This is a genomic window from Methanobrevibacter sp. V74, assembly GCF_963082495.1.
GTDB lineage: Archaea > Methanobacteriota > Methanobacteria > Methanobacteriales > Methanobacteriaceae > Methanocatella.
Genome location: NZ_CAUJAN010000002.1, coordinates 224,185 through 239,098 on the forward strand (window position 1 = coordinate 224,185; position 14,914 = coordinate 239,098).

The 14,914-nt window shown below is 32.2% G+C and carries 7 protein-coding genes; 6 read left to right on the forward strand and 1 reads right to left on the reverse strand.

What is annotated here, in order from left to right; genetic code table 11:
- Positions 1-146: 146 nt before the first annotated feature.
- From Q9969_RS03825 to Q9969_RS03850, 6 genes are read left to right on the forward strand one after another with little or no spacing between them, the layout of a single operon-like run.
- Positions 147-4,670, forward strand: coding sequence for a hypothetical protein (locus Q9969_RS03825; protein WP_305554635.1), 4,524 nt, complete (start codon positions 147-149; stop codon positions 4,668-4,670).
- Positions 4,663-6,186, forward strand: coding sequence for an Ig-like domain repeat protein (locus tag Q9969_RS03830; protein WP_305554637.1), 1,524 nt, complete (start codon positions 4,663-4,665; stop codon positions 6,184-6,186). Before Q9969_RS03825 ends, Q9969_RS03830 begins: the two co-directional genes overlap by 8 nt.
- Before the next feature lie 10 nt (positions 6,187-6,196).
- Entirely contained in the window at positions 6,197-9,154 is a 2,958-nt protein-coding gene (locus Q9969_RS03835) for a phage tail domain-containing protein (protein ID WP_305554639.1), read from the forward strand.
- A gap of 5 nt (positions 9,155-9,159) precedes the next feature.
- Positions 9,160-12,255, forward strand: a complete 3,096-nt coding sequence (locus tag Q9969_RS03840) for a hypothetical protein (RefSeq protein ID WP_305554642.1) — start codon at positions 9,160-9,162, stop codon at positions 12,253-12,255.
- 28 nt (positions 12,256-12,283) lie between these two features.
- Positions 12,284-12,958 (forward strand): cysteine peptidase family C39 domain-containing protein, encoded by a 675-nt coding sequence (locus Q9969_RS03845; RefSeq protein WP_305554645.1) that lies wholly within the window; start codon positions 12,284-12,286, stop codon positions 12,956-12,958.
- Positions 12,955-13,107, forward strand: a complete 153-nt coding sequence (locus tag Q9969_RS03850; RefSeq protein ID WP_305554648.1) for a hypothetical protein — start codon at positions 12,955-12,957, stop codon at positions 13,105-13,107. Before Q9969_RS03845 ends, Q9969_RS03850 begins: the two co-directional genes overlap by 4 nt.
- Before the next feature lie 254 nt (positions 13,108-13,361).
- On the opposite strand, the gene Q9969_RS03855 is transcribed toward Q9969_RS03850, so the two are convergent.
- Complete coding sequence (locus Q9969_RS03855; RefSeq protein WP_305554651.1) at positions 13,362-14,663, reverse strand: O-acetylhomoserine aminocarboxypropyltransferase/cysteine synthase family protein; 1,302 nt, start codon at positions 14,661-14,663, stop codon at positions 13,362-13,364.
- Positions 14,664-14,914 lie beyond the last annotated feature (251 nt).

Genomic DNA, 14,914 nt, shown 5'->3' on the forward strand with positions numbered 1-14,914 from the left:
CTCCAACTCAAGCATTATTAATTAGTAAAGGTCGAATGAATCTATACAAGGAGATGAATGAAGTAAAAGATTAAAATTAAAACTTTTATTTTTATTCATCTCCTTTTTTTTATTCAATAAAAATATTATATGGAGGTGAATAATTGATGGTATCTAAACAAGTAATCAAGGTAATAATAGAAGCAGAAGAAACAATAAGTAAAGCTGCAAAACAAGCAGAAAAAGCAATAAAAGATATGGGGTTGTCAGGTGAACAAGGTATGGAGGGGATTAATCAAGCTTCACGTACTGCACAACAAACTATGTCACGAATGGAAAAATTCGTGAAATCTGCAAAAACCCGATTTGACAGTCTACGAAAAAGTGGATCATCAGCATTTGATAAAATCAAACAAAAAGTAGGAAATGCAGTTAATAGTATTGGTAAAATTACAAATGTTTCAAATACTGCTTCTAAAGCAATGGATAGAATCAAAGGAGTTTCTGATGGTGTCAGAAGTAAATTTGATAGTTTAAAAAATTCTGTATCATCATTTGGTTCATCAAGCACAAAAACATTTTCTGAAGTAAGTAATAGTGAACAAAGAGCATTAATCCCATTACAACAATTAAGCACAAAAGCAGGTATTGTTAGTTCTAAAATGGGTTCATCATTCATAGAAGTCAAAGGAACAGTAGTGGGAACTGGTTCCAGTTTTAATAATTTAAGAAATAAAATAGTTAACTTCAGTTCAACTGCAAAAAATAGGATCACTCAAGCTTTTACTAGTGCAACTGCAAGTGCAAAAGGTAAACTAGCAGGATTGGGTAATAGTATTAGTCAAGCAAGAGCAAAACTAAATCAATTCAACACATCAGCAAGAGGTGCTGGTGGGGGTTTAGGATTTCTTAGAACTGCAGCATCAATGACTGCAGGAATGATAGGATATGATCTTGTTAATAGTTTTGCTCAATCAGCTAGAGCAAACATCAATGCTCAATCAAACATTGAAGCTTTTGGTAAAAGAATTAAAATGTCTGGTTCTGAAGTTGAAGATTTCAGAAGTGGTCTTGGAAAGTTACAAAGTGAGTTCCGTAAAGTTGATATGGATGCAGTAGGTGCTAGTGCATTAGAAATGGGTGTGAAATTTAATATTCCTAAAGAAGCAATGATAGATTTATCTAGGACAACTGCAGTTATGAGTTCAGCTTTTGTTAAAGAAGGTCGTACTCAAGAAGATGCAATATTGGCTGTTTCTGATGCAATGGATGGGCAATTCAAAAGAATGTTGGAACTTGGTATTGATCAACAAAAACTCATGGATAATGGGTGGGATGGGGATCTTAAAAATAAAACTGGTCTTCTTGAAGCTATGAATAAAACATTAAAAACCATGGGGTTTGAAGAAACTGCAAAACAAGTTAAAACTTTAGATGATGCTTATGCAGTCCTAAGTGTTAGTGGAGGTCAATTATTATCAGCAGTATTAGTTCCAATAACTCCTTATTTAATTCTAATTTCCAATGCAATTTATGATGTCGTTACAAAGGCCAAAGGATTCATCAAATCAATGCAAGATGCTTGGAATAATATGCCTGACTGGCAAAGAGCCGCACTATTAATTACGGGTGTGGCATTAGCAGTAGGTGCATTAGCATTAGCAATAAAATTTAACTTAATACCAGGTGTTGCAGGTTCAGCCATATCTTTTATTGCAGCTGAAGCTTCTAGTCTAGCATGGATGATTACTAACATGGGATTGGCAACCACATTAGGTTTCCTTGCAACTGTCACATGGTCTGCAGTTTCTGCAGTAGTAGCATTTGTAGCTCCAATATTGGCGGTTGTTGCCGTGATTGGAATATTGGTGTATGCCATTTATGAAGTTGGTAAAGCATTTGGTTGGTGGTCTGATGTTGGTTCAATGTTGGATGCTATTAAAAATAATGTCGGCAGATTGTGGGATGCTTTTATTCATCATCCTGATGTTCAAGCAACAATTCATGCTATAGGTGCTGCTTGGAAATGGTTAAATGATTCTTTAAAACCAGTAGTGGATTGGTTGCGTGGAATTTGGGATCAAATGTTTCCGGAGTCTGCTAAAGGTAAAGTTGATGGTACAAGAGCTATTATTGATGCAATAGGATTTAGTTTTAAGTTACTGACAGGTCCTATTCGTTCTGCTATAACTGCTTTGCAAATGTTGTATAATTTTGCATTGCCTATAGGTCAAGGTATTTATAATGCATTGAAACCTATAATATGTGTTCTTCTTGGTTGTAGTCCAGGTATTGTTCCAGCGTTAGGAAAAGTATTAGAAATATTTGGTACAGTTTGGAATGCTATTGTTTCATTGTTAAGTGGAATTATTCCTAGTGTTTTAACTGCTATTCAACCTGTTTTAGATATACTCACATTAATTGGAGAATTTTTATTAGGTACCTTCCAGTTTGCATGGCAAACAATAATCACAATATTCATGACTGTTTGGAATCATTTACAAATAATAATCACTATTTTCAGCCAATTTTTAAGTGGTCAAATCACTTTACAAACAATGTTGGGGCAAATTTGGGCAGTTATCAAATCAATGTTCTTCTCAGTATTGAATGTCATAATTACTCATGTGGGATTATTTGCAAAAAGTTTAGTATCCCGTGCATTAAATGCTGCTAGGGGATTTGTAAATGCAATCATCAATAGAATATCTAGTTTACCTGGAAGAGTTGGACATATACTTTTGAGTATTGTGAGTAGAATTATTAGTGCAGGTGCAAGTTGGGTAAGTGGTGGTGTAAGTGCGGCTTCTCGTATGGTGTCTGGAGTAGTAAATCATGTTAAACAATTACCTGGAAAAATATATACTGAATTTCTAAATATAGGTTCTAGGATAATGAGTGCTGGAGGCCAACTTGTACAAAAAGCAAAAGAAATAGGTAAAAATATTGTAAAAGGTTTACTTAATTCAATGGGTATTCATAGCCCAGGGATTATTCAAACTAAAGTTGTCTCAGAATTTAAAGATATGTTAGGTCGTGTTTCAGACCAAATGAAACCTGCCGGAGAGATGGCTAAAGAATTTGGTGAAACATTAGTTAATGAATTTGGAAACCCAACACTTGAAGCAGATACTAGTCTTGTCCAAGAGTTAGACACTCCAACAATGAATGTTGGAATTGATACTAGTCAATTAAACTCAGCAAACCAAGATGTTATCAATCAATATGGAAATCTTGCTAAATTAACTGGAAACAGTCTTCAAAGTATGGTTTCACAAGACAAAATAGCATTTAATAATATTAAAGCAAATGACACTGCTCAAATGAGCAATATTGCTGCTACTGTTGGAAATAAAATGCAACAAATGACTAATAATGTTAAAACTAACATGAATAATATTGTTACTAAAAACAAACAAGGATTCGTTTCTGCTAAAAATAACACTACAACTCAATTAAACAGTATGGTGACTAAAACAAAACAAGCTAATGCTAAAATGATATCTTCATGGAAAGGAATGAGTAATGATGTTATTAGTTTTGCAGGTAAAATCAAAACTCGATCAAGTCAGCACTTTGATCAGTTAGGTAGTAAAATTGGATCATTCTATCGTAAACTTCAAAATCCTGGGGGTTTTGGTGCTGGACCTTCAAGTCCAAGTGGAAAAGTTTCAACTGTGAAACGTAGTGGAACAAATGGATTCAAAAGTATTACAAATGCATTAAGAAAATACCAAATGCCACAAACCATGACATTAAGTGAAATCCGCACTAATCCTTTTATTTCAATGGATAATATTGGAGGATATGTCACTGGAAATAATAATAGGTTCAATGTAGCAGATCTCATCAGAGCGGGTAGTATTAAAATACCAATTGGATTGGAAGATCCATCCAATAAAGGTGCTGGCTGGTCTGATGGTGTTGGAAAACACACCCAAAAAATCAAATCATTATCTGATAAATGGAGAATGAAAGGTCCTAAAATCATTGGTAAATATGCAACAAGCATAGGATTTAAAGTTGGTGATTTTGAAAATGGAACTCCAAAAATTGACTTTAGTACATTTAAACGAATTGCAGAAGATGTATTTAGTCAATGTCATTATGAATTTTATTACGATAGTAATAAGTATGGTTCATGGCAAAGAGCATTTGCTGGTGGGGGTATGAATTGTAGTGATTCAAGTGATGCATTAATTGCAATGGCTCATAGTATGGGCTTACCGGCCAGTAAAGTTCATGGGCATTGGGGTAAGACCGGACATTTCTGGGCTAATGTTGCAGGGCATAAAATGGATACTACCGGTTGGATGAATCAAAGAAATTGGACTCCTGCTGCTAGTCATGCTGGACCTGCTCCAAGAGGATTAAGCTTTGGTGAATTTATTGATGCTATTAAATCTAAAAATGATTCTACTCTTGTAGTGGATAACAATTCTAGTGATGATGATGTGGAAATCAACGGTAAAGTAACTGTTGAACATATTCATAAATTCATTGATTTACCAGAAGGAGTTTCTGCTGCAGAAGTGGCTAGATTAATCAATGAAGCACCTGAAAATCAAAATTGGTTAATAAAATTAATCAAGTTACTGGTTAAAGAGAAACACTTCCAAGATTTGGATTTAAAAGAAAAAATCAAATTAAATAAAAAGAATGCACGTGCGGGAGGAATTATAAGTGGATAAGTTAATTGTCGATGTTAAAAAGATAAGAGGATTGGGGAATATAGTTTCCCCAAAATCTTTTTCTGATTTCATAGGATATCAAAGCATAATATCTGAAAGTGAAGAAACAGTAGGATTAGTAACTTCTCAAGTTTTTAATGTACTGCCAGTGAAAACAAAAGCCAATACTGTACTTAGTATTAATGTGCCATTATCATTAGTTTATAGTGATGAGTTTAATATTACTGGAACATTACATAATGAAGAAAACACCCCTATAAGTAATGTTAATATTAAGTTAAAGGTCGGAGATACTGTTGTTGATACACAAATCACTAATACTGAGGGAGTAGTGACTTTTACTCAAACCCCAGTAAACTTAGGTACACATAGTTTCCAATTAGTTTTTGATGGAAATGATAACTATGAAAATTCAGTTTCAAGTGAAATAACACGAGATATAAATAAAGAAACAAGTGTTTTAAATATTAATTCTCCAGCAAATAATCAAATATATTATTCTGGAGATGTGGTAAATGTTAGCGGTGTTTTAACTAGTGATGATGGAGAACCATTAATCCATCAAAACATAAGCTTGAGGAACAATAATGAGGTCTTGGCATCTATCACTACAGGTAATGATGGTTCATTCTCAACAACACTAACTGGACTAAATGTAGGTCAATATAGTTTAAACATACATTATGAAGATAACTATTATACTTCAAGTGATGCACATATCAATTTTAGTGTACTGGAAGGAAGTCTAACACTTACTAAAACAGCAGGCAAACAAATATTATACTACCCTAACATAAGTAATGGAGAAGAATACTGTACTTTAACCGCCACATTGTTCACATCAGACAATGTTAACAAACCAATCACATTTAAACAAGGAAACACAATTTTAACCACAGTTAACACAGATAATGAGGGTAAAGCAACATACACATATAATTCACAAGGAATTGGAGATGCAACAATAACCGCTGAATACATGAATCTACACGGAACTTACATTATTGAAGATTACTTATTCAAACCGGCTTTAGACGGGACAACAGGAGCAAAATACTGTCATTCGTATAATGAAGCAAACGGAGAAAGTGTTGGAAAAGGATTTATCATAAATGGAGGATTTCCAAATATTGAAAAATGGGAATTATCATTCGAATTCAGGCACGACAACATAAGATACACAGGCATAATTCTTTTAGCTGATGTTAACTCTTCATATAATGGAGGTGGAGGTGGTGGAACAAATGCACTAACCACTTGGGAAGGAAGTTTCCCAGGTACATCAGCATACGCAGGCCCTTATGATGGAGCTATTGATTGGTTTGACATAAAAATAACAAAAATTGATGAAACACATGCTAGAATAGAATCTGTTAAGTTAAATAAAAATGCAACTGTTGAACTAGTTAATTTACCTAACTGGCAACAAATATCCTGCGGAGCAAGACATAATACTACTAGTCAATATGGCCCTTCCAGAATAAGAAATATTATTGCAAAGAGAATATTGGAGTGAAAATGTAACCATGTCAAGTAAAACTGTTTATCCCAGCACTATTTCTCAAAGTAGTTCATCAAACACTAAATTTCGAGAATTCACAAATTTAAATAATATAAAAAATAACACATCAAGTTATGCGATTTCAGAATCAGACATTGCAAGTAGCAGTGGAACACATAACAGACCATCCACACTAACCACTAAAAATTATAAAGCAAAAATACCAACTGGTTCTAAAATTACAAAGATAACATTAGAATATGCTGCTTGTTATACTGGAAACTTAAGTATTGCAGGACCTAGTCTAGATTTATTAAATGTTAGTGCATCAGCTAAAACTGGAAAAGCATTAACTAAAACCATGACTAAAACTAGTGTTTCATGGAAAAGTAATTTTAACGTGTCATCAGTAAATAGTAGTAATTTTGGAGCTACTATTAATTTCCCAAAAAATACTAAAAGTGATATTGGTAAGGTCAAAATTCAATATGTAAGACTAATAATCGAATACAACTCACCTAACTTTACTTTATCTGCGGGTAAAACTAAGGGGATGTATACTGGTGATGATTTCCTTGTTAAATTAACATGTAACAACAAAGGACAAACCAATGGTGGAACTAATGTAAATATAACATTACCTTCAGGTGTATCTTTTGTTCGGCAAGAAAGTGGTGACGGAACAATATCAAGTAGCAAAGTATGGAATACAAACATTGGATCTAAACTAAGTGCCAGTGTAGTTTTCCGTGTGAAAATAACTACAGATGGAAATCATAACCTATCATTTAAGGAGAGTGCTACTGGCCATACTGCTAGTTTGAATCTTCAATCAATACCAGTACCTGCTCCAGAACCTGCTCCCATTCCAGAACCCGAACCAGTGGAACCTCAAATTATCACTGGGGAAGTTGAAGAATTTTTCATACAAGTTAAACAAAATGAAGAGTTTAGTGTTAATCTAAATTTCCCATCATATAATAAAAATCATGTTAAAATATACGCATGTGTTATTAAAAGTAATGCTTTTCTTGGTGGAGGTTTTGAGAATTATGCTGTTGATAATTGTACAGAAGACATTTTAGTCTATGCAATTATATACCAACAACCAGTTTGGAGAAAAGTAACAACATTAACCCAACAGGGAATTTATCCATTAAAATACATGTTGGTTGGTGGATTAATACAAAACAAGTTCAAATGCTTAACCCCTGGGGAATATTGTCTTGCAATATTTGATGTTGATAACATAACAGGTAGCGGTTTATTAAGAAAAATTAATATTAGTGTAAAACCAAGTAATTTAACTGTCCCAAATATTGGTGTTTTGAAATTATCTAGTGAAGAATTAGACAGATTAAGTGAAGGCACATATTTTGTTCAATCATATTTAAAAGAAGTAACACCAGATACTTATGTTCGTGATTGGGGAAGAAACTTCCGTATAGGAGTATTTAACAATTCAATTGAAGCAAATCTATCTACAACTACAATAATTGATGAAAACGGTGTTGCACAAGAAGTAACTACTGATTCTACAGATTATGAAAACTTAACAATTGAAGAAATATACAACAATGCCTCATACTGGAGTCAATGTGTAAATGAAGTAAACACTTTTGAACAATTAACATCTGAGTTTATTTACGATGAGGATTATCCAGTATACATTCTTTTTGTTGGAGATTATATTGAAGGAAATCATAACCATTCATATATACAATTTACTCCACCTACAATTAAAGAAGCAGAATCCAATAATAATCAATGTATTTTCCCAATACCCATTAAAAAGATAATCTCTGATGATGCTTCACTTTCACAATTAAGTCTTAATTCATTTGAATCAAGTAATCCCATAAGGTTATATGATTTCGATACTAATGACATTGAAACAATTGAAAAAATTAGCATTCTTGGATTTCAAGTAAATATAACTTGTGATGTTACAGATAACGTTATATTACTTGTTAAATTAATAAATCCAAACGGAGTAACTGGTGAGAGAAGTATTCAAATAACAAAAAATACTGAAGACAGAATAATTTCACTTGGAGGAGCATTCGATTTATGGGGATTCGATGTGGCGGATCTTAAAAACCTTGATGACTGGGAATTAGAAATAATAATTTCAGACCCATGGGATAATCCAACAGAATCACTTTTAACTATTGAGCATGTTGAATTGATATTTTTTGTAAATAAAATCAAAGACTATCTTGTAAAATGTTATCTTAATGGTCAAGATACAAGTAATTACGGAATGTTTCTTGAAGAGGTGGATGTGCCTGCTGGTTTGAAAACTGATGTAAAATACTTAGATATTGAAGGTACGGATACAAATAATGCATACCGACAAAATATTAATAAAAAAGAAATTACTATTAAATTTGGCATTCATGGTTGTACTATTGAAGAAACAACAAACATGCTTAGACTTATAAGTAAATTATTCACCAACAAAAGAAATGAAATGAACCAACCAATACCAAATAACATAGAATTCAGCCATTATCCTGGAGAATATTGGCGTGTTATCATGGAAGATCCAATTGATAGTGATGTTAATAGTGTTGATTATAGTAGTACATTGAAACTTATTGTTCCGGATGGCACTAGTTTTAGTACACGTGAAACAGTAACATCTTTTGTTGGGAATATTAATTCAATTGCAAAAATATTTCCCACATTAGAATTAATTCCAGAACATGGGGTAAATCAAGTCACTATTCGTGAGTTGAATTCAAAACAAACAATGGTGTTGAATTACACTGATTTTACTGAAGGAGATATTATTAGAGTAGATTGTGAAAATCAAAAACTCTTTTTAAAACGATTTTCAACTGAACTTTCTGATCATGTTGAAACAAATATTAGTTCTGCTGTGGATTGGCATAGTGACTGGTTCAGTCTTATTGGTGCATATTATTTTGAATGTGAAAACGCAACATTAAGAACAGTTTCATATACTGAAAGAGGATGATTATAGTGTTGACTGTTGTTTTATTAGATCATGAAGAGAATTTCATTGATTTTCTTGATATTGATTTAATTAGTCTTGAAGAAACATGTGAAAAAAGGAAGTTAAGGACATTGTCTGTTGTTTATTTTGTTAGTGATTTTGAAACTGCAAAGAAAAACTTCAAAATGGGCAACAAACTATATATCGCTGGATATAAACAACTGAAACCATGTTTGTATGTTATTAATACTACTATTGAGCGTGATTATTATCAAGAGAACAACATTACTTTTGATGTAGAAGACGCACTTGTTGAATTAAATTATGTGCCATTATTCAGTCAACATGAAGCCACAACTGCAAATGGGTTCACAGTTACAAATGATGGAGTAATAACATTAGACAGAAATGCATTAGGGTATTGGTTTGGAGAATATTTCAATATTGGAATTATCCAGGACTGCTTAAATGACAAGTTATTGAAAATTCACCCGAAATCTACAATGACATTAATGGATCTATTACGATTTATTGAAGAGGAAACTTCAAATGTATTCCTAACAAGATATGAAAAAGATCCTTGTAAAAACATTATTCACAAGTATCTTGATTTTTTAAATCCAAATGACAGTGATAAATCGTGGGAAGTGGTTATTGATTATGATTATCCGTTAACTGAAGAAGATGTTAGTGTTAATGTTCCCGCTGATGAAACAATACAAGCTGGAGATAACACTATTGCACCTTTAACTCAAGTTAATCGTGTTTCTATTGAAGATTTGACATTAAGATTAGTACAACAAGAAAATATTCTTTTTGAAGAAACAGCTGAAAATCTAGGTTTTGACAATGACTATACAGACTATGAAATCACATTAAAATACAATAAACCAAATTTAAACATTGCTGTTTTAAAGGAAATGGAAAATGATGATGTATTGACTTCAAATACAGAAAATCAAACAAATATATCTATTGATTTATTTAATGATCTTGAGTTACAATTATATGATTCTACTAATAGTAGAATCGTTTTTCAATACAGTATTAATCCAACATTAGGAGTTATTCAAGAAGATATTCTTGAATTAGGCCGCAATACTGAGAATATAAACTTTGAATTAAATGAAACCGATTCATATAAAGGTATCGCACCAGTTTTAACAATTGAAGATTTAACACATACTCAATTGAACAATGTTATACAAGATTGGGTAAATCTTGAAGTTGAAAAGGGATCACTTGTTCCGATGATTGTTCAAAAAATCAATGCAAGTTCATATCCTTCACTGCCAGAAAATCAAAACAGCACCTACTGGTGTAAGGCTGTTAAAAACACAAATACTGAAGGAGTAGAGTATTATAAAGCTACTGCTTACTGGTATGCTCCATTTAATAAGAATGCTGGGGAAATATTTGTGGCAGATGATACTGATACTGGAGTTGAATATGATAGAATATTCATGAGATCCGACCTGGAACTAGATAAAAATGATACTAACAATCATGTAAAAATCGGAACTGTAGAAACATCTGATACTGATAAATTTGCAATATTCAACGATGTTTGCATGAAATTAAAAAACAAAAGAAACCCTGTGCTGAATATTGACGTTGATGTGGCAAATTACAAAAATGGATTATACAACAACTATGAAGTTCATGACAAAGTATATGTGAAAATTCCCACTTTTGAGAAACTTGTACTTGCAACTGTAAATAAAACAGTGAAAAACGCAAACAACATGGGAGTAAACAGTATTGAATTATCTAATTATGAAGTGAATACAAAAACAATTCAAACTGAAACTGCTTTAGCTGCTGAAAATGTCATTGTAGAATATCCAAAAAAAGTCGAATATAAAGTTACATTAGCAGATAAAGAAGAAAATCGATTATCTGGAAAATATGTTAGTGTTACATTATTAAAAGTTGAAGGAGGCAGTGTTTCTTATACTGGAACTACATATAATCGAAAAACAAATAGTAACGGAGAAATTAAATTAACTCTTGAATATGCTCCTGGAGAATATCAATTTGAAGCTAATTTTGGTGGAGATACAGAATATGAACCATCAACAATTACCACTCATGTAACTGTTACCGGTGTTTATTACTCTAAAACTAGTCAAAAAATTAAAATTGAAAACTTAAAATGGAGTAAGTATGGACATAGTCCAAAAGGAAAATATGTAACCAATAACGATTTAGGTTTGAAAGATCAGGAATCCAAAGGTGATTTAATAATTGCTATTGGAAAAGCAGTGACTAATGCTGATAAAAGTAAGTGGGGTAGTAAATTTATTGAAACTGTTTTTGAAAGAAAATGCTCATATTGTAATAGTGATAAATTATACTGGGGTTTTGAATGGGTTAAAAAAAGCGATACTGGTTATTTTAAACCAACAAAAACCACGGAAACTGGAGCAAAAACTGGTAGAATCATTTGTGCTAAGTGTGGTGCAAGTTACGATGTACTTGGACAAAGTGGAAATAAAAAACTAACAATCACCAAATCAACTAAAATTTCAAGCAAATCAAGAGTTAGTAACCTTAAAAAAGGAACTTTAAGCTTTGGTATTCTAAAAAAAATAGTTTCTAAAAAAGCTGGAAAAAATAATGGTAAAGTTATACCTCGAAGTTCATTTCAAAAAAGTCAAACTGGGAAAGTTGAATCTAAAGTAAAATCTAAAGCTAAAAGTATTGTTGGAGGTAAAACTGGAGTATTGGCAGTTAAAGAAATAGCTGCTTGGATTAGTAAAAATATTAAAACTGAAGACCGTACTGGATTCTATCAAAAGCCAGCTAGAACATTAGCGCGTAAAAAAGGCAATGATGCATGTAAAACAGATTTACTATTTCATATGTGCGATGCGGTTGGTGTGCAAGAAGCAGGAATTGGTGTTTATTATGTTTACAATCAAAAAGTAACCAAATCAAAGAAAAAAACCAAATCAAAAAGAAGTAAAAAGAAAACAAGCCATATTTTCGCTAAAATAAATGGTACCTGGGTAGATGTTTGCAAATCCCAGCCATGGGGACATTATCAGACAGGTTATGGTGCAGTTAAAAATGCAACATTAACCAGATATCCAATATTACCATTTAATCGAAAATATTAATATTAATATAAAAAGGAGGTTGTTTAAAATGACTAAATTTAGTAAAAAAGAAATGAAAAAAGCAGGAAAAACAATTCGTGAAAATATTAAAAAAGGAAAAGGATTAATCAGGACAATTAACATGACTGACATGTCTGGTAAAACACATAGATTAAATAAAGCAGATTATGCTGGATTATTTGAAGCTCAAAATGTGTTTATATTAAAAAATAATCGTTATCCAAACTATGTGACATTGAATAGTAAAGCAAATAACCCGTTAGTATTGAATTATCAAGATGATAAATATTCCTGCTGTGTAGCAAGTTTTAATATGGCTGTTCAAATGTTATACGGCTGGATTAATGAAGATAAAATTAAAAAAACTTTTAAAACTGATATTAATGGAACTGACCCAAGTAACATGATAATTGGTGCGAAAAATTTAGGTTATAACGTAAGTAGAATTTCTAGGAATTTTGCAGGAGTGAAACAAAGCTTAAACAAAGGGTATCCTGTTATTGCTCACATTCAAACCAAGAGTGCAAAGTGTTTAGGTTACCAAAATGACTATGGCCATTATGTCTTGATTTACGGAACTACTCCATCTGGAGCGTATAAAGTAGCTGATCCAACAAAAGGTTTGAAAGTTTGCAAAGCAAATGAGTTAGACAAAGCAACTAATGGTAGAAGTATTAATTATTATAGTGTGGGGATTTTATGAACAATAGAGAAGAAAGAGTTTATAAAGAAACAAGACTCCGTAATCTCGAAAGAAAATTCTCAAAAATGATTAATCATACTGACTTAGTAGATGAATGTAATGATTTGAAATATGAAATCGATAATTTGAAAAAAGAATTAAATTGTTAAATTTATTATAAGTATGTGACCTTAGATATTTCTCAATTGCATAATTTTTTTAAGGTCTGTTGAGTAATGAAGGACCAGGATAAAATATTGTCCTGGTCTATTTTTTTTATTTTTGTGTAATTGTAACATCTACATTTAATAATAATAACTTCCAATTTTTATATAGTGGGAGGAGGTAATTAAATGTAGAAGTTATTTTTACATAATACATTTCATATCTCCCAATATTTTTTTATTGTATAAATTTTATTTTTTTAGTCAATGCTATCAAGTGCTTGACTTAAATCATCAATTAAATCATTAACATCATCAAGACCAATAGATAACCGGATGAAGTCAGGCGTAACGCCAATTGCTTCTTGTTCTTCCAAAGTTAATTGCTGATGGGTTGTACTTGCCGGATGGATTGCCAAGCTTTTTGCATCACCAATATTTGCAAGAATTGAAAACAATTCTAATTTTTCAATTACTTTGCAACCGGCTTCCTCCCCACCTTCAACACCAAATCCCAAAACGCCTGCAAAATGGTCTTTTAAGTATTTCTTATTAATTTCATATGTAGGGTGTGATTCAAGACCAGGATAGATTACCCATTTAACTTTTGGATGAGTTTCTAAGAATTCCGCTACTTTTAGTGCATTTTCAGAGTGTCTTTTTACACACACATCAAGACTTTCTAATCCCTGAAGGAAAATAAAGCTGTGTACAGGAGATTGACTTGAACCTAAGTCCCTTAAAAGTCTTGCTCTTGCCCTAACAGTGAAAGTGACATTTCCAAGTTCAGGATCATCTCCAAATGCATCCCAAAATACTAATCCATGATAACTTGGATCTGCTTTTGTGAAATTTGGGAATTTTCCATTTCCCCAATTAAATTTCCCAGAATCTACAATATATCCTCCAACTGCAGTTCCATGACCTCCAACATATTTTGTTGCTGATGCTGCAATAACATCCGCACCATGTTCTAAAGGTCTGACCAAACCTACACCTACAGTATTGTCTACAATCAAAGGAATATCATGAGAATGTGCAATTTCTGCCAGTTTTTCAAAGGCAGGTACATCCAACTTAGGATTTCCAATAGATTCCACATAAATTGCTTTAGTTTTCTCATCTATCGCATCTTCAAATGCTTTTAAGCTTTGGGAGTTAACAAATTTAACATCACGTGCTAAATCTTTAAATGTATAGTTAAATAATTGATATGTTCCACCATAAAGGTTGTCTGCAGAAACAATATTGTCTCCAGGTTCCGTAACATTTAAAATTGCATATGAAATTGCCGCAAGACCACTTGATGTTGAAAGAGCTGAATTACCACCTTCAATAGAAGCAATTCTTGCTTCAAATACATCACTGGTAGGGTTTGTTAATCTGGAGTAAATTTGTCCAAATTCTTGAAGGGTGAATCTTCTTGCAGCCTCATCTGAGTCTTTGAATACATAAGAAGTTGTTTGATAAATTGGTACAGCTTGAGCTCCTGTTATCGGGTCTGGAGTTTGTCCTGCATGTACACCTAATGTTGGTAAAGCAAATTTTTTATTATTTCTCATTCCTGATCACCAAATTTTTTAATCACTATCCAACATGTTTAAACAAATTATACTTCAAACAGGTTTATTCTGTTTTCAATATAAGGTGTGTGCGAGTTTAAATTAAATTATATCACGTGTTATATAGTATCATATAACAATAGTTATTTTTTATATTTAAATGTTTTGTATGCAAAAAAACCTTTGAGAAAAAAAAAAACAATATAACTCGTGTTATGTAAATATGGCATTTGTTATTTTTGCTATATAAA

Bases quoted from the DNA above. Each gene is read 5' to 3' on its own strand.
- Q9969_RS03825 (WP_305554635.1), top strand. From the start codon at position 147: ATGGTATCTAAACAAGTAATCAAGGTAATAATAGAAGCAGAAGAAACA.
- Q9969_RS03835 (WP_305554639.1), top strand. From the start codon at position 6,197: ATGTCAAGTAAAACTGTTTATCCCAGCACTATTTCTCAAAGTAGTTCA.
- Q9969_RS03845 (WP_305554645.1), top strand. From the start codon at position 12,284: ATGACTAAATTTAGTAAAAAAGAAATGAAAAAAGCAGGAAAAACAATT.
- Q9969_RS03850 (WP_305554648.1), top strand. From the start codon at position 12,955: ATGAACAATAGAGAAGAAAGAGTTTATAAAGAAACAAGACTCCGTAAT.
- Q9969_RS03855 (WP_305554651.1), bottom strand. From the start codon at position 14,663: ATGAGAAATAATAAAAAATTTGCTTTACCAACATTAGGTGTACATGCA.